The sequence below is a fragment of the Pseudomonas sp. 18.1.10 genome, assembly GCF_024655625.1.
In the GTDB taxonomy this organism is placed as follows: domain Bacteria; phylum Pseudomonadota; class Gammaproteobacteria; order Pseudomonadales; family Pseudomonadaceae; genus Aquipseudomonas.
In genome coordinates, this window is record NZ_JANLGL010000127.1 from 1 (window position 1) to 17,758 (window position 17,758).

At 61.6% G+C, this 17,758-nt stretch carries 11 protein-coding genes and 1 other RNA gene; 4 read left to right on the top strand and 8 right to left on the bottom strand.

Annotated elements, in window-relative coordinates:
* Window positions 1-89 precede the first annotated feature (89 nt).
* From NUV89_RS19780 to NUV89_RS19815, 8 genes are all read right to left on the bottom strand, one after another.
* On the bottom strand, window positions 90-677 hold the full coding sequence (locus tag NUV89_RS19780) for a hypothetical protein (protein ID WP_257782628.1): 588 nt from the start codon (window positions 675-677) through the stop codon (window positions 90-92).
* A 1-nt stretch (window position 678) separates the two neighbouring features.
* A complete protein-coding gene (locus tag NUV89_RS19785; protein ID WP_257782629.1) occupies window positions 679-1,725 on the bottom strand; it encodes an N-acetylmuramidase family protein in 1,047 nt (348 codons plus the stop codon).
* A 241-nt stretch (window positions 1,726-1,966) separates the two neighbouring features.
* An RNA gene (gene ffs / locus NUV89_RS19790) (signal recognition particle sRNA small type) lies at window positions 1,967-2,063 on the bottom strand.
* A gap of 239 nt (window positions 2,064-2,302) precedes the next feature.
* Window positions 2,303-3,469: a putative zinc-binding metallopeptidase gene (locus tag NUV89_RS19795; protein ID WP_257782630.1), complete on the bottom strand. Its 1,167-nt coding sequence runs from the start codon at window positions 3,467-3,469 to the stop codon at window positions 2,303-2,305.
* Between the two features lie 120 nt (window positions 3,470-3,589).
* Window positions 3,590-5,947, bottom strand: coding sequence for an NAD-dependent DNA ligase LigA (gene ligA, locus NUV89_RS19800; protein ID WP_257782631.1), 2,358 nt, complete (start codon window positions 5,945-5,947; stop codon window positions 3,590-3,592).
* Between the two features lie 63 nt (window positions 5,948-6,010).
* Entirely contained in the window at window positions 6,011-6,874 is an 864-nt protein-coding gene (zipA, locus tag NUV89_RS19805) for a cell division protein ZipA (protein WP_207041725.1), read from the bottom strand.
* A 259-nt stretch (window positions 6,875-7,133) separates the two neighbouring features.
* Window positions 7,134-10,622 (bottom strand): chromosome segregation protein SMC, encoded by a 3,489-nt coding sequence (gene smc, locus NUV89_RS19810; protein ID WP_257782632.1) that lies wholly within the window; start codon window positions 10,620-10,622, stop codon window positions 7,134-7,136.
* A 2-nt stretch (window positions 10,623-10,624) separates the two neighbouring features.
* The gene (locus NUV89_RS19815; RefSeq protein WP_124526631.1) at window positions 10,625-11,284 is read right to left on the bottom strand and encodes a GntR family transcriptional regulator; all 660 of its coding nucleotides are present in this window, start codon (window positions 11,282-11,284) and stop codon (window positions 10,625-10,627) included.
* 280 nt (window positions 11,285-11,564) lie between these two features.
* On the opposite strand from NUV89_RS19815, the gene xdhA reads away from it, so the two are divergent.
* The 4 genes from xdhA (at window position 11,565) to guaD (ending at window position 17,677) form a co-directional block, all read left to right on the top strand.
* Window positions 11,565-13,013 (top strand): xanthine dehydrogenase small subunit, encoded by a 1,449-nt coding sequence (gene xdhA / locus NUV89_RS19820; protein WP_257782633.1) that lies wholly within the window; start codon window positions 11,565-11,567, stop codon window positions 13,011-13,013.
* Window positions 13,006-15,405 (top strand): xanthine dehydrogenase molybdopterin binding subunit, encoded by a 2,400-nt coding sequence (xdhB, locus tag NUV89_RS19825; protein ID WP_257782634.1) that lies wholly within the window; start codon window positions 13,006-13,008, stop codon window positions 15,403-15,405. The genes xdhA and xdhB overlap by 8 nt, the downstream gene beginning before the upstream one ends.
* 115 nt (window positions 15,406-15,520) lie before the next feature.
* Entirely contained in the window at window positions 15,521-16,360 is an 840-nt protein-coding gene (xdhC, locus tag NUV89_RS19830; protein ID WP_257782635.1) for a xanthine dehydrogenase accessory protein XdhC, read from the top strand.
* 12 nt (window positions 16,361-16,372) lie between these two features.
* On the top strand, window positions 16,373-17,677 hold the full coding sequence (gene guaD, locus NUV89_RS19835; RefSeq protein ID WP_257782636.1) for a guanine deaminase: 1,305 nt from the start codon (window positions 16,373-16,375) through the stop codon (window positions 17,675-17,677).
* Window positions 17,678-17,758 lie beyond the last annotated feature (81 nt).

The following is a 17,758-nucleotide window of genomic DNA, read 5'->3' on the forward strand; positions in this document are numbered from 1 at the left end:
GCGGTGGGTCAGTCAGCACATCTGTTTCTGATACACCGCATTCGCGAGCAAGCCCGCTCCCACATTTTTGATGTGTGTTGTTGTTGAGATCAGCTTTTCGGAGGCGCCAGACGCGCGTACTGCCCCTCGCTGATCCAACCAATAAACGATCGATTCTGCGCATTGATAAACTCAACCTGCGCCCAGCCATCCTTCACGGCCAGCACGCCCACCACATCATCCTTGACGATATACGGACGCTTGGCCGCCTTGGCCCCCGGGGTTTTCAGCAGGTAAACCTTATCGACGGACACCGTCACCAGGCCAATCCACTGTTTATTCGCGGTCTGGGTCAGATCCAGCCCCGTGGCTATCTCCGGCATCAGCACGTTCATGCAACCGGGATGCTGACGGCCCTGCTCCACGGTCAAGGTCACGCCGTCGGTGGACGGTGTCACGCTGCCAGGGTAGGCATCGACGAGCCAGGTGGTCAGTACGTTCCCGTTGCCTTGTAGGTAGAACGCACATCGGCTGACGCCCTCACCCAGCTCTTCCGCGTAAAAACCTTCCACCCGGTGCTCGGGCGTCACCGCCAGCATCAGCCCTTCATACATGCCCGAATGCAGCGCAGGCGCACCCGCAAACGCCGGGGCCACGGCGCACAACGACAACACACCCATCGTCAGAACACGGATCATCTTATTTTTTTCCTTCAAGGGCGTTGTAGGCTTTTTCGATAAGCACGTCATAGTTGCCGTAATCCTTGCCGTTGTAGTTACGCGCCATGGCCACGTAATCCTTGTCCTTCATGGCCTTCATCAGTGTCGGGCTCTGACTGCAAAAACTCAGGAACGCCCTTAGTTGGCTGCCGGCATTAATCTTTAATGCCGCGACAAACTCGAACACCGTCTTGTAACCGCACGCCGCGAAGTTGAAACCCATCACCTGAAACATGCCCCATGACGCCGACATCAACGCCGCTTCCTGATCCAACGCAAAGGCGGTGGCCATGGTCTCCCAGGCCTTGACCTGATCCTTGTTGTTGACCTGCCACTGCGGCCCGGCTTTGCGCACATAGGGATACGACAGCAGCGGATGCGCCTGGTCGTAGATGTGTTTGGTGTACTTGCGAAACAGGTGCCCTTCAAAGGCGATCACCGGCAACTTCGCCGGCCCGAACCCCGAGCGCCCGCCCGATTCAACCGTGGCGAACGCCTTGATGATATTGACCGAGATGCCGTTGCCCAACTGCTTGGCGGCGTTCTGGAAGTCACTTTCCGTCAGGGTCATGCCGCCGTCGCACGTGGCCTGGAGCACCAGTTGGCGGTTGCGCCGCTCGGCCTCGACCATCGCGCGCATGCGGTCCAGGTACACATTGACCGTGGCCTGCACTGCATCGCCCGAGTTATTGCCGAACACATTGAGAAAGCTCGGGATGCGCATCGCCGGGAAGGCCTTCACCGGCACTTTCACCGCTTCTTCAATCAGGCTGTTGAAGGTGCGGCCCGTCGGATCGATCACCCCATCGGGGTGCGCGTACTTGAGATGGCGGAACTGATACTGGCTGATGCATTGCACCAATTGGCCGTCGCACTTGCCGTTCTCGGCCAGCGGAAAACCCAGCTTGGGAATGATCAGATTAAATAAGTACTGGATGCACTGCACATCGGCGGGCAAGTTGCGGGCTTTACCGGGAGCGCCCACCGACGCACTGATAAGACGGGGCAACCCTTGCAGGCTTTTCATCACAGACATCCTTGTAAGTTAAAGAAGTGATAGCACTTCAATATCAATTCCGTGCACTTGTCACATTCTGAAACAAGCGGCCGGCGCAAACTAACAAGGTGGTTTTGGCTTGTAAAGTGGGGGAATTTAAAGTTGTGAGACAGCCGTCATCGCTGCGCAATAAGTTGTGCAGGTGGCTATATAAAGGATTTTTTGATTTGACGCAGAAGAGGTACTGCAAGGGAGAGCGTTATGGAGGCAACCCCACCAGCCACACCCCGGCACACAATGTTCCCGCTGTGGCTGCTGCCTTCCGGCTCTGACCAGGTTCACGGGTAATCGTTGCGGGGGGACCGATGGGGTCACCATAACGACGCCTGCCTCTTGGCAAGCGGGGCCATTGTACCGATCTCATCGGAAGTTACAACCGTTGGTGCTGGAATAAAAACATCTGGCGGTTCAAGCACTTGCCCACGGCCTCAGCCAGTACACCGCCCCCCTGTGGGAGCTGGCTTGCCTGCGATGCAGGCACCTCGGTGTATCAGTTAGACCGCGGTGATGCTATCGCAGGCAAGCCAGCTCCCACAGAAAAGCCATTTCACTGGGCCTGGAGGACTTCATCTGCCCTTCCGCCCTCTTCCTGGATCACCAGATGGATGAAGTGCAGCTTGGCAATCACTGCCGGTGGCAGCACGAAGGGATAGAAATCCGGCTGGCCCATGCTGCGCGACAGTTCGTTGAGCATGCCGGCCAGTTCGATCCAGGCGTTGACGAACGAGAGGAACGCCACGCCGCCCGGGTGTTCGGGGTCGTAGAGGGTGCTGAGGGGGAACGGCTGGTAATCCAGGTCCATTTCGCGGGCGCTCATGCCAAAGCCCAGCGCCGTATCGACGGCATCCATCATGTGCAGGTAGTGAGCCCAGGTTTCGGCCCAGTCTTCCCAAGGGTGCATGGTGGCGTAGGCGCTGACGCAGGTCTGTTGCCAGTCGGGGCGCGGGCCGTTCTGGTAGTGCTGGTCGAGGGCATCGGCGTAACTGGCGCGCTCGTCGCCGAACAGGTGGCGAAACGGTTCTAGCCAGTGGGTATTGGCGATCAGGCGGTCCCAGTAGTAATGGCCGACTTCATGGCGAAAATGCCCGAGTAAGGTGCGGTATGGCTCACGCATCTGTACGCGAACTTTCTCACGGTGGGCGTCGTCGGCCTCCTTGATGTCGAGGGTAATCAGGCCGTTGGCGTGGCCGGTCATGGGCGCGTTGCCTTCCAGGTCGATACCGACAAAATCGAAGGCCAGGCCGGTGTCTTCATCGACGCTCTTGGGCACCACTTGCAAGCCGAGGCTGATGAGTTGGGCCACCAGGCGGCGCTTGGCGATCTCCACTTTGCGCCAGCGTTCGGGGTTTTCCGCGACAGACAGGTCGGGGATGGTGCGGTTGAGGCTGCACGCCACGCACAGCGGCGCGGTGCTGTGGGCGGGGATCAGCCAGTTGCAGGCGGCCGGGGTGTCGAGGTTGGCGCAGCGGCGAAAGGCGCCGGCGTCGAGATTGCCGTCTTGCAGCCAGGTGCCGACCACGGGGCCGGGTTGCAGGGAGGCGAGCCGGCTTTGTTGCGGTTGATAGCCCAGCAGGGCCTGGCAGGCCAGGCATTGGCTGTTGCGAAAGAACAGGGATTGGCCGCAGCGGCATTGCCACACCTTGCCGTCGCGAGAGGGCCCGGCCACGAAGGGGGCGGCGATGCGTGAACTGAGCTGCTCGAAGTAGCGGAACATGGCGATCTCTCCCCTGGATGACTGAGACTAGATCATTTGCGGGTTGAGATCGTTCCGTTTTCCTACAAGGGGGCCGCTGCGCGGCCCAGCGGGAGCAAGCTCCCTCGCCACAGGGCGCGATCAGACGGTGATGTTGTGCTTGGCGAGGAAGGCGACGAAGGCTTCTTCGTCGAGGACCTTGAGCCCCAGTTCGCTGGCCTTGGCCAGTTTTGAGCCGGCGCCCGGGCCGGCCACCACGCAGTGGGTTTTCGCCGAGACGGAGCCCGCCACCTTGGCGCCGAGGCTTTCCAGCTTGTCCTTGGCCACGTCGCGGCTCATCAGCTCCAGGGAGCCGGTCAGCACCCAGGTGTGACCGGCCTCGGGCAAGCCTTCGACGACCTTCTTCTCGCTGTGCCAATGCATGCCAAAGTCCTTGAGCTGCTGCTCGATGGCCAGGGCGCGGTTGGCGTTGTCGGCATTATCGAAAAACTCACGCACGGCCTTGGCCTGCTTCTCCGGCAGCGCCTGGCGCATGTCCAGCCAGTCCGCCTGGATTACGCCTTCGAGGCTGCCGAACTTGTCCGCGAGTTTCTGCGCAGCACCCGGGCCGACGCTCGGCACGTGCAGCTTGTCGAGCAAGCCGCCCAAGGTGGTGCTGGCGGCGAACTCGGCGCTGAGGTCGCCCTGATCCTGCAATTGCAGGCCGCATTCTTCCGGTGACAGCAACGCGCCGATCACCTCCTGGTTATGGCTGTCCTCAAAGAAGCTGTGGATCTCGTGCGCCACTTCCAGGCCGACGTCCGGCAAGTACGTCAGCACTTCCGGCAAGGCCTTCTGCACGCGCTCCAGGGACGCCAGGGAGCGCGCCAGCACCTTGGCCGTCTCCTCGCCCACGTCGGGGATGCCCAGCGCATAGATAAAGCGCGCCAGGGTCGGTGTCTTGCTGTTTTCGATGGCGGCGATCAGCTTCTTGCTGGAGATGTCGGCGAAGCCTTCCAGGTCGATGATCTGCTCGTACTTGAGCTTGTAGAGATCCGCCGGCGAGCCGATGAGTTTTTCGTCCACCAGTTGCTCGATGGTCTTGTCGCCCAGGCCGTCGATGTCCATGGCCCGGCGCGAGACAAAATGGATGATCGCCTGCTTGAGCTGCGCGCCACACGCCAGGCGCCCGACGCAGCGGTACACCGCGCCTTCGCTGACGGTTTCCTTGCCTTTGCTGCGTTTGACCAGCTGGGTGCGTTCCACATGGGAGCCGCACACCGGGCAGCTTTCGGGGATCGGCACCGCGCGGGCGTTTTCCGGGCGGCGTTCGAGCACCACGGAGACGACTTGCGGGATCACGTCCCCGGCGCGGCGGATGATGACGGTGTCGCCGATCATCACGCCCAGGCGCGCCACTTCATCCATGTTGTGCAAGGTGGCATTGGACACGGTCACACCCGCGACCTTGACTGGCTTCAAGCGCGCCACCGGGGTGACGGCGCCGGTACGGCCGACCTGGAATTCCACGTCGAGCAGTTCGGTCAGTTCTTCCAGGGCCGGGAATTTATGCGCGATCGCCCAGCGCGGCTCACGGGCGCGGAAGCCCAGTTCGCGCTGGTAGGCAATGCTGTTGACCTTGAACACCACGCCGTCGATCTCGTACGGCAGGCTGTTGCGGCGCTCGCCGATGTCGCGGTAGTAGTCCAGGCAATCCTGAATGCCCTTGGCCAGTTTCAGCTCATGGCTGATGGGCATGCCCCACTGTTGCAGTTGTTGCAGGTTGCCGATGTGGGTGTCGCTGATGTCGGTGGTCACGCCGTAGCAGCAGAACTCCAGCGGGCGGCTGGCGGTGATCTTCGAATCCAGCTGGCGCAGGCTGCCGGCAGCGGCGTTGCGCGGGTTGGCGAAGGTCTTGCCGCCGACTTCCAGCTGCGAGGCATTGAGCCGCTCGAAACCGGCCTTGGACATGAACACTTCGCCACGCACTTCCAGGGTCGCCGGCCAGCCGCTGCCGTGCAGTTTCAGCGGGATATTGCGCACGGTGCGCACGTTGACACTGATGTCTTCGCCGGTGGTGCCATCGCCACGGGTGGCGCCGCGTACCAGCTCGCCGTCCTGATACAGCAGGCTGACCGCCAGGCCGTCCAGCTTGGGTTCGCAACTGTATTCCACCACCGCGCCACCGCCGAACAGATCACCGGCCGGCAGGTCGAGGCCTTCGGTCACGCGGCGATCAAATTCGAGCATGGTGGTTTCATCAAACGCGTTGCCGAGGCTGAGCATTGGCACTTCATGCTTGACCTGGGTGAACGCCGACAACGCCGCACTGCCGACCCGCTGCGTCGGCGAATCCCGCGTGACCAGGTCCGGGTGCTCGGCCTCCAGGGCCTTGAGCTCGTGGAACAACCGGTCGTACTCGGCGTCCGGGATGCTCGGCTCGTCGAGGACGTGGTAACGGTAGTTGTGCTGATCCAGTTCAGCGCGCAGTTCGAGGATGCGGGTGTGGGCGGCGGTCATGGTGTTCTCTCATAAAGCAAAAGAGCAGCCGAAGCTGCTCAAATGTTGGTGCGCTTATTCTACTCAGCGTTTTTGTGTCAGGGCGCGACGCTCGAACTCGACGATGCGCTGACGGTAATGTTCGATGGTCTGCGCAGTCAGGACGCTGCGTTGGTCGTCCTTGAGCTCGCCGTTCAGTTCCTGGGACAACTTGCGCGCGGCAGCCACCATCACGTCGAAGGCTTGTTTCGGGTGACGGGGGCCTGGCAGGCCGAGGAAGAAGCTCACGGCCGGGGTGCTGAACAGGTCGATGTCGTCCAGGTCAAACGTGCCCGGCTTGACCGCGTTGGCCATGGAGAACAGCACTTCGCCGTTGCCGGCCATGCTTTCGTGACGGTGGAAGATATCCATCTCGCCAAAACGCAGGCCGCTTTCGAGGATGTTCTGCAACAGCGCCGGGCCTTTGAAACCGGCGGCGTCGCGACAGATCACGCTGATTACCAGCACTTCTTCCGCGGCCGGCTGGTCGTTGACCGATTGGCGCGGCGCCGTCTTGCCGACGTTTTCATCCGGGAAGTCATCATCGCGGCTGCTGAAGCTCGGGCCATCATCGACGTCGAGGTTCAGGTCGCCCTGATGCGGCTCGGCCACAGCGGCGCTGGCACGCTTGCCACGCTTGGACGACGGCTCGCGCGCCTCACGCAACGGCGCGCTCATCGACGGCAGGTCGTGCTCGTCCAGTTGCGGTTCCTTATGGGTATCCAGCACACGGGGCGGCCCCAGCAGCTCGGCGGCGCCGTCGTCGTCTGGCAGGTTGGACAGGTTGCGGTCCAGGCGAAACTTAAGCTTGCCCTTGCCGCCGCGCATCCGGCGCCAGCCATCAAAAAGAATACCGGCAATGACAATAATGCCGATGACGATCAGCCACTCGCGCAGACCGATTTCCATGTAATCCCGTGCCTCTAATAAAAAATGCTGAAAAATAAGGGGTTTAGCACCGTGCAAACCGCTTTAAAACGTGGCGCCAACTCTATGTTCTGACTGACGTTTTGCCCACGCACACGAAAAATTGACATTAAACTAGCACGACCAAAGATAACTTTACACCGTCTGTCAAAATGCCTTGAACAATTATGTCGTTAGGCCATCTTTGCCAGACCGGTAAAACACCTTACATCCTGCTGAAAATTCTCTTTCGAAGCCTGGGTCAGGATTCCACCATCGCCATCGCTTCTTCCACATCCACCGCCACCAAACGCGAACAACCCGGTTCATGCATCGTCACGCCCATCAACTGGTCAGCCATTTCCATGGCGATCTTATTGTGGGTGATATAGATGAACTGCACGGTCTGGGACATCTCTTTGACCAGTCGTGCATAGCGTCCAACGTTAGCGTCATCCAGCGGCGCGTCAACTTCATCGAGCATGCAGAACGGCGCCGGGTTCAACTTGAAGATGGCAAATACCAGGGCCAATGCGGTCAGGGCTTTTTCGCCGCCGGACAACAAATGGATGGTGCTGTTCTTCTTGCCCGGGGGCCGCGCCATGATCGTTACCCCTGTATCGAGTAGATCTTCGCCCGTCAGTTCCAAGTAAGCGCTGCCACCACCGAAAACTTTCGGGAATAACGCCTGTAAACCGCTATTAATCTGATCGAAGGTATCTTTGAAGCGGTTGCGGGTTTCCTTGTCGATCTTGCGGATCACGTTTTCCAACGTGTCCAGGGCTTCGACCAAGTCGGCGTCCTGCGCGTCCAGATAACGTTTACGCTCGGATTGTTGCTGGTATTCGTCGATGGCCGCGAGGTTGATCGCGCCAAGGCGCTGGATACGCGCGGCAATCCGCTCAAGTTCCTCTTCGGCGTCTTTTTCGTTGGCCTGGGTGGTCAACGTGTTGAGCACGCCGTGCAAGTCATAGCCGTCTTCCAGCAACTGGTCTTGCAGGGTCTTGCGGCGCACGGTCAGGGCTTGCCATTCCATGCGTTGTTGTTCGAGCTGGCCGCGGATCAACTGGGATTGCTGCTCGGCCTGGGTCCGGCGTTTCTCGGCGTCGCGCAGTTCGCGGTCGGCGTCTTCCAGGGCGATTTGCGCGGTCTTGAGTTCTTCGTCGACGGTCATGCGCTTGTCGAGCAACTCTTCGAGCTTGAGGCGCAACTCTTCCAGCGGCGCTTCGCCCTCTTCCAGGTTGAGGCTCAGTTGCTCGCGTTTTTCGGTGAGGCGTTCGGACTGCATCTCCAGGCGCTCAAGGGCCTGGGCGGTGGACGCGTGCTGGGCCTTGAGCGAGCCCAAGCGCACCGCCAATTGATGCGCATGGTCCTTGTGCTGGCGGGCTTCCTGGCGCACGCGGTCGAGGCGTTCGCGCAGGCTGTCACGCTGGGCCAGCAACAGTTCGCGCTGCTCGGTGTCGAGGGCCATGCTGTCGAGGGCTTCCTGCAACTGCAGGCGCGCTTCGCCGATCTGTTCGTGCTCCAGGGCGCGCTGCTCGCCCATCTCGGCGACTTCTTCGTCGAGGCGGGTGCGGCGCAGGGTCAGCTGTTCGGCCTTGGCCTTGCTCGCGGAGAGCTGGGCCTTGAGTTCACCTTGCTGACGCGCTTCGTCCTGCAACAGGCGGCGCAGGTGTTCGCGACCGGTTTCTTGCTGGCGCTGGGTGGCGCGCAGGGTTTGCAGTTGGGTTTCCAGGCTTTCCAGCGTTGCTTCGCGTTCTTCGCGCTCGGCGATCAGGCTGACGATTTCCTGGCCACGGGCCAATACGCCGCTTTCCGCTTCGCTGGCGCGGCGTACCCGCAGGAAGTGCCGGCCGACCCAGTAACCATCGCGGCTGATAAGGCTTTCGCCGGCTGCCAATTGGCTGCGCTGGGCCAGGGCCTGTTCAAGTGATTCAACCGGCTTGACCTGGCCCAGCCACGGCGACAGATCAATCGCCGCTTCGACCTTGTCCAGCAAACTGCCGGGCACCCGCTGGCCATCGGCAGCAGGGCTGAGCAAGCGCAGGTCGCCCTGGGTAAAACCGGCCAGGTCGAAGCCGCCAAAATCGTCCACCAGCACGGCTTGCAGGTCGGCGCCGAGCACGGTTTCCACCGCCAGCTCCCAACCCGCTTCGACCTTCAAACCTTCGGCCAGGCGCGGGCGTTCGGCCAGATGCTGGTCGCGCAGCCATTCGGCGGTGCCGGTGCCGGGGTCCAACGCCGCTTGTTGCAACGCTTCAAGGGAGGCGAGCCGGCCGTTAAGCCGCTGCAAATCGCCCTGGGCCTGCTGCTGTGCCTGGGTCGCCTGTTGCAGTTGCTGACGCAATTGCTCCAGGCGCTCCACTTGTTGTTCTTCGCTGGCTTCCAGCTCCTCAAGCGTCATTTCGCTTTCGGCCAGTTGCTCGCTCAGCTCCATGATCGCCGCGTCTTCCGGGTCGGCGGCGAGCAGCACGCGCTCTTCCTGCAAGCGGCGCTGGCGCTCGGCCAAACGCTCCATGCTGGTTTCCAGTTGCTGGATGCGCGACTGCTGCACCTCGGCCTGGCGGCGCGGCTCGGCGGATTGCAGGTTGAACGTGTCCCACTGCTCCTGCCAGCCGTGCATGGTGCTTTCGGATTCTTCCAGGGCGGCGGCGGCTTCTTCGGCGGCGGCGCTGGTGACTTCCTGCTCGGGGGTGAGCATGTCCAGCTCTTCGCCAAGGGTCAGCAGCAAGGTGCGGTCGTGGCCCAGGTGGGATTCGGTCTCCAGGCGCGCGCGTTCGGCTTCCTTGAGATCGTCCTGCAACTGGCGCAGGCGCTGCTGGCCGTGCTGGATGCTCTGCTCGACGCGGGCAATATCGCCGCCCACCGAATAGAACCGCCCTTGCACCAGATTGAAGCGCTCGGACAAATCATGGTGCCCGTCACGCAGGCGTTCGATGCTGGCATCGGCATTGCGCTGTTCGGCCACCAGCGCTTCAAAGCTGATTTCCTGGGTGCCGATGATCGCCTCGCGCTGGCCGACCTGCTCGTTCAGCGCCTGCCAGCGCAGGGCCGACAGTTGCGCCTTGAGCTGGCGCTCTTCGCCCTTGTATTCCTGATACTTCTCGGCCGCCTGGGCCTGGCGGTGCAGGCGCTCCAACTGGCGCTCCAGCTCTTCGCGCAGGTCGGTGAGGCGGGCGAGGTTTTCGTGGGTGCGGCGGATGCGGTTTTCGGTCTCGCGGCGGCGCTCCTTGTACTTGGAGATGCCGGCCGCTTCCTCGATAAAGTTGCGCAGGTCTTCGGGCTTGGCTTCGATCAGCTTGGAGATCATGCCCTGCTCGATGATCGAGTAGCTGCGCGGGCCCAGGCCGGTGCCGAGGAAAATATCGGTGATATCCCGACGGCGACACTTGGTGCCGTTGAGGAAATAACTGTTCTGGCTGTCGCGGGTCACTTTGCGGCGAATCGAGATTTCCGCGTAGGCCGCGTACTCGCCAATCAAGGTGCCATCGGAGTTGTCGAACACCAGTTCGATACTGGCCTGGCTCACCGGCTTACGGCTGGTGGAGCCGTTGAAGATGACGTCGGTCATCGACTCGCCGCGCAGGTTTTTGGCCGAGCTCTCGCCCATCACCCAACGGACGGCGTCGATGATGTTCGACTTGCCGCAACCATTGGGCCCGACCACCGCCGCCATATTACTGGGGAAGTTCACCGTGGTCGGGTCGACGAAGGATTTGAACCCCGCCAGTTTGATGCACTTGAGCCGCACGTTTAGGCGTCCGCCAACGCAGCAATGACCAACGAGCAGCTGCGCTCGCCGTAAGCCGACAACACCTGGCGGATCTGTGGCAGGTCACGGGCGAGGACGGCTGCGAGCAATTGCTCGAACAGCACCAGGTATTCGCTCATGGACGCCTTGCGCTGATCCAGGGCCAGGTAATAGGCGCGGTTCATCGCCGGCTGCAGGTTTTCCACGGTTTCCTGCAAGTACGGGTTGTTGGCGAAGGGGTACGCGGCGCGCATCACGTTGAAGCTTTCTTCGACGAAGGCGCGGATGTCCTGGCGCTCGAAATTCGTCACCAGGCGCTGCTGGATCTGCACGAACGGCGCCATGTCGGCCTGGGTCTGCCAGCCTTGGGCGACCGCATTGCCGAGCAGGATGTATAACTCGCCCATCAGCGTGCACAGGCTCTGCACCTTGTGCGCGGTGAGTTCGGTGACGTGGGCGCCACGGCGCGGCAGGATCGCGATCAGGTGGCGGCGTTCGAGGATCAGCAAGGCTTCGCGCACGGAACCACGGCTGACATTAAGCGCCAGCGTGACCTTTTGCTCCTGGATCCGCTCCCCAGGCTTGAGTTCGCCGCGAATGATGCGTTCGGCGAGGTGGTGAGCGATTTGCTCGGCGAGGCTGTCCGGCGCCTTGAACGTCATGTTTTACCTTCAAAATCTTCTATCGATACAAGCGCGGCAGTGTAGCGCATTGGCCCGCTGATGGCGCTACGCCCACCGTGGCGAATTTGGCACGGAATAAGCACAGCTGAAAACTCAAAAGCCCCTGAAAACGCCGGTTCCAGAAGACTGGACCATAATTGAAAGTGTTGCGACCGGATTTTCTTGACCTTCTGGTCAGAAAATCGTTGACCGAAAAGTCAGAGATGACTAGATTCGGCGCAAAGCGGTTAACAACAATAATGAGTCTGCGAGGCCTTCCGTGATCCAGTTTTTACTTAACCAGGAACTCCGTAGCGAGCACGCCCTGGACCCCAATCTCACCGTGCTCAACTACTTGCGTGAGCACCTGGGCAAATCCGGTACCAAGGAAGGCTGCGCCAGCGGCGACTGTGGTGCGTGTACCGTCGTGGTCGGCGAGCTGCACACCAATGCGCAAGGCACCGAGCAGATTCGTTACCGCAGCCTCAACTCGTGCCTGACGTTCGTCTCGTCCCTGCACGGCAAGCAACTTATCAGCGTCGAAGACCTCAAGCACCAGGGCCAACTGCACAGCGTGCAACAGGCCATGGTCGAGTGCCACGGCTCGCAATGCGGCTTTTGCACCCCCGGTTTCGTGATGTCGTTGTTCGCCCTGCAAAAGAACAGCGACGCCCCCGACACCCAGAAAGCCCACGAAGCCCTGGCCGGCAACCTGTGCCGCTGCACCGGTTATCGGCCGATCCTCGCCGCCGCCGAACAGGCCTGCTGCAACAAGCCGCAGGATCAGTTCGACAGCCGCCAGGCCGACACCATCGCCCGTCTCAAAGCCATCGCGCCGACGCAAACCGGTGAACTCAACAGCGGCGACAAACGCTGCCTGGTGCCGCTCACCGTCGCCGACTTGGCCGACCTCTACGACTCCTATCCGCAAGCCCGCCTGCTGGCCGGCGGCACCGACCTGGCGCTGGAAGTCACCCAGTTCCACCGCACGCTGCCGGTGATGATCTACGTCGGCAATATCGAAGAGATGAAGCGCATCGACGACTTCGCCGACCGCCTGGAAATCGGCGCCGCCACCGCCCTCTCCGACTGCTACACCGCGCTGCACCACGAATACCCGGACTTCGGCGAATTGCTGCACCGCTTCGCCTCCTTGCAGATCCGCAACCAGGGCACCCTCGGCGGCAATATCGGCAACGCCTCGCCAATCGGCGATTCGCCGCCGCTGCTGATCGCCCTCGGTGCGCAGATCGTGCTGTGCAAGGGCAACACCCGGCGCACCCTGGCGCTCGAAGACTACTTCATCGACTACCGCGTCACCGCACGCCAGGACAGCGAATTCATCGAGAAGATCATCGTACCGAAGGGCCACGCACTGTTTCGCGCCTACAAGGTGTCCAAGCGCCTGGACGACGATATTTCCGCCGTCTGCGCCGCGTTCAACCTGCAGATCGACAACGGCGTGATCCGCGAAGCCCGCGTGGCCTTTGGCGGCATGGCTGCCACGCCAAAACGCGCAAAAAGCTGTGAAGCCGTGCTGGTCGGCGCCACCTGGAACAGCGCCACCGTGGAGAAAGCCTGCGCCGCCCTGGCCGAGGACTTCACCCCGCTGTCGGACTTCCGCGCCAGCAAGGAATACCGCCTGCTCAGCGCGCAGAACCTGCTGCGCAAATACTTCATCGAACTGCAAACGCCGCACATCGAGACTCGGGTGACCGCTTATGTCTAACCATCACGCCGTCGTTAAAACCCAAGCCGAACTGGCCGAGCTGTTCGCCCAGGACCTCACCTCCGGCGTGGGCCGCAGCGTCAAGCATGACAGCGCCGCCAAGCACGTTTCCGGCGAAGCGCAGTACATCGATGACCGCCTGGAATTCCCCAACCAACTGCACCTGTATGCGCGCATGTCCGACCGCGCCCACGCCCGCATCATCAGCATCGACACCGCGCCCTGCTACGCGTTTGAAGGCGTGCGCATCGCGATCACTCACGAAGACGTGCCCGGCCTGAAAGACATCGGCCCATTGATGCCTGGCGATCCGTTGCTGGCCATCGACACCGTACAGTTCGTCGGCCAGGTCGTACTCGCCGTCGCCGCGCGCGACCTGGAAACCGCACGCAAAGCCGCGATGGCGGCGGTGATCGAATACGAAGACCTCGAACCGGTGCTGGACGTGGTCGAGGCCTTCCGCAAGAAACACTTCGTGCTCGACAGCCACACCCACCAACGCGGCGATTCAGCCAGCGCACTGGCGTCGGCGAAAAACCGCATCCAGGGCACCCTGCACATTGGCGGCCAGGAACACTTCTACCTGGAGACCCAGATCTCCTCGGTGATGCCCACCGAAGACGGCGGCATGATCGTCTACTGCTCCACGCAAAACCCCACCGAAGTGCAAAAACTGGTGGCCGAAGTGCTGGACGTGTCGATGAATAAAATCGTCGTGGATATGCGCCGCATGGGCGGCGGTTTCGGCGGCAAGGAAACCCAGGCCGCCAGCCCCGCGTGCCTGTGCGCGGTGGTGGCGCGCCTTACCGGCCAGCCGACCAAGATGCGCCTGCCGCGCGTCGAAGACATGCTGATGACCGGCAAGCGTCACCCCTTCTATATCGAATACGACGTGGGCTTTGACGACACTGGCCGCCTGCACGGGATCAACCTCGACCTGGCCGGCAACTGCGGTTGCTCGCCGGACTTGTCCAACTCGATTGTCGACCGCGCGATGTTTCATTCCGACAACTCGTATTACCTGGGCGATGCCACGGTCAACGGCCATCGCTGCAAGACCAACACCGCGTCCAACACCGCCTATCGCGGTTTCGGCGGCCCGCAAGGCATGGTCGCCATCGAAGAAGTGATGGACGCCATTGCTCGTCACCTGGCCCTCGATCCGCTGGCAGTGCGCAAGGTCAACTACTACGGCAAGACCGAACGCAACGTCACCCACTACTACCAGACCGTCGAGCACAACCTGCTCGAAGAGATGACCGCCGAGCTGGAGACCAGCAGCCAATACGCCGAGCGCCGCGAAGCGATCCGCCTGTACAACGCCCACAGCCCGATCCTGAAAAAAGGCCTGGCGTTGACCCCGGTGAAATTCGGCATTTCGTTTACCGCCAGTTTCCTCAACCAGGCCGGTGCGCTGATCCACATCTACACCGACGGCAGCATCCACCTGAACCACGGCGGCACCGAGATGGGCCAGGGCTTGAACACCAAGGTCGCGCAGGTGGTGGCCGAAGTGTTCCAGGTGGAAATCGACCGCGTGCAGATCACCGCCACCAACACCGACAAGGTGCCCAACACCTCGCCCACCGCCGCGTCCAGCGGCGCCGACCTGAACGGCAAGGCCGCGCAGAACGCCGCCGAAATCATCAAGCAGCGCCTGGTGGAATTCGCCGCGCGCAAGTTCGATGTGAGCGAAGCGGATGTGCAATTCCACAACGGCCATGTGCGCGTGCGTGAGCAGATCCTCACGTTCGAGGCGCTGATCCAGCAGGCGTATTTCGCCCAGGTGTCGTTGTCCAGCACCGGCTTCTACAAGACCCCGAAAATCTTCTACGACCGCAGCCAGTCCCGTGGGCGGCCGTTCTACTACTTCGCCTTCGGCGCGGCGTGCTGCGAAGTGATCGTCGATACCCTGACCGGCGAATACAAGATGCTGCGCACCGACATCCTCCACGACGTGGGCGCCTCGCTGAACCCGGCCATCGACATCGGCCAGGTGGAAGGCGGGTTTATCCAGGGCATGGGCTGGCTGACCATGGAAGAGCTGGTGTGGAACAACAAGGGCAAGCTGATGACCAACGGCCCGGCCAGCTACAAGATCCCGGCGGTGGCGGACATGCCACTGGACCTGCGGGTGAAGCTGGTGGAAAACCGCAAGAACCCGGAGGACACGGTGTTCCATTCCAAGGCCGTGGGGGAGCCGCCGTTCATGCTCGGGATTGCCTCGTGGTGTGCGATCAAGGATGCGGTGGCGAGTCTGGGTGACTATCGCCACCAGCCGAAGATCGATGCGCCGGCGACGCCGGAGCGGGTGCTTTGGGGCTGTGAGCAAATGCGCCAGTTGAATGCGGCGAAGGTGGTTGAGGCTGATACCGAGATGGCTTCGCTCTAGACCGAGGCGCTGCCTTCGCGAGCAAGCCCGCTCCCACAGGGGAATGCATTCCAAATGTGGGAGCGGGCTTGCTCGCGAAGACGGCCTGACTGACAACAGAAATGTTGAGGTAGACATGAACAACTGGATCAGCGCCCTCGCCCACCTGCAAACCAGCGGCGAACCCTGCGTACTGGTAACCATCATCGAAGAACTCGGCTCCACCCCGCGCAACGCCGGTTCCAAGATGGTCATCAGCGCCGCCCAGACCTTCGACACCATCGGCGGCGGGCACCTGGAATACAAGGCGATGCAAATCGCCCGGGACATGCTCGTGCGTGGCCAGCAGAACACCCATCTGGAGCGCTTCAGCCTGGGCGCGAGCCTCGGCCAGTGCTGCGGCGGCGTGACTGTGCTGCTGTTCGAACCCATGGGCCAGGTGCAGGCACAGATCGCGGTGTTTGGCGCCGGCCATGTCGGCCGTGCGTTGGTGCCGTTGCTGGCCAGCCTGCCGTGCCGGGTGCGCTGGATCGATTCCCGCGAACAGGAGTTTCCAGCACATATCCCCGAAGGCGTGCGTAAAATCGTCAGCGAAGAGCCGGTCGATGAAATTGCCGACCTGCCGGTGGGCAGTTACTGCATCGTCATGACCCACAATCACGCGCTGGACCTGGAACTCACCGCCGCCCTGCTCAAGCGCAATGACTTCGCCTACTTCGGCCTGATCGGCTCCAAGACCAAACGGGTCAAGTTCGAACATCGCCTGCGTGACCGCGGCTTCGACGCCGCGCAGCTGCAACGCATGCGCTGCCCCATGGGCCTCACCGAGGTGAAGGGCAAACTGCCGGTGGAGATCGCGATTTCCATCGCCGGCGAAATCATCGCCACCTATAACGCCAATTTCGGCCAGCACACTGCGAGTGCCGAACCTATTGCCAAACTGCTGCCGGCGTCGCGTCGCAGCCAAGCCATTTGAATTGAGACGACCATGCCTTTGACTCGCAAAGCCTACCGTGCCGCCATTCTGCACAGCATCGCCGACCCCGCCGAAGTGGGCATCGAAGCCTCTTATGAGTATTTCGAAGACGGCCTGCTGGTGATCGAAAACGGCAAGATCAGCGCCGTCGGCCATGCCAGCGATTTGCTGCCGACCCTGCCTGCCGATATCGACGTCACCCATCATCAGGACGCCCTGATAACCCCCGGCCTGATCGACACCCATATCCACCTGCCGCAGACCGGCATGGTCGGCGCCTACGGCGAGCAGTTGCTGGACTGGCTCAACACCTACACCTTCCCGTGTGAAAGCCAATTCGCCGACAAGGCCCACGCCGAGGAAGTTGCGGACATCTTCATCAAGGAACTCCTACGCAACGGCACCACCACCGCGCTGGTGTTTGGCAGCGTGCATCCGCAGTCGGTGAACGCATTCTTTGAAGCCGCCGAAAAGCTCGACCTGCGCATGATCGCCGGCAAGGTGATGATGGACCGCAACGCCCCGGACTACCTGACCGACACCGCCGAATCCGGCTACCAGGAAAGCAAGGCGCTGATCGAGCGCTGGCACGGCAAGGGCCGCCTGCACTACGCCGTCACGCCACGCTTTGCACCGACCAGCACCCCGGAACAACTGGCGCTGGCCGGGCAACTGCTGGGGGAATACCCGGACCTGTACATGCAGACCCACATCAGTGAGAACAAGCAGGAAATCGAGTGGGTAAAAGAGCTATTCCCTGAACGCAACGGCTACCTGGATGTGTACGACCATTACCAACTGCTCGGCGAGCGCTCGGTGTTTGCCCACGGCGTACACCTGTGTGACGACGAGTGCGCGCGGTTGGCGGAGACCGGTTCCGCCGTGGCGTTCTGCCCGACGTCAAACCTGTTCCTCGGCAGTGGTTTGTTCAACCTGCCGATGGCGGAAAAGCACAAATTGAATGTAGGACTGGGCACGGACGTGGGCGGCGGCACCAGCTTCTCGCTGCTGCAAACCTTGAACGAAGCCTACAAGGTCATGCAGTTGCAGGGCGCGCGGTTGAGCCCGTTCAAGTCGCTGTATCTCGCCACATTGGGCGGTGCGCGGGCGCTGCGCCTGGAAGACAAGATCGGCACGTTGCAGCCGGGCACGGATGCGGACTTTTTGGTGCTGGACTACAACGCTACGCCGCTGTTGAGCTATCGCTTGAAGCAGGCCAATGACATTGCCGAGACGTTGTTTGTGTTGATGACGCTGGGGGATGATCGGACGGTGTTGCAGACCTATGCGGCGGGCGCGCTAGTACATCAGCGCTGATTTTTCAGCCTCACCACAAAACAAATGTGGGAGCGGGCTTGCTCGCGAATGCGGTATGTCAGTCACAGATGATTCGACTGA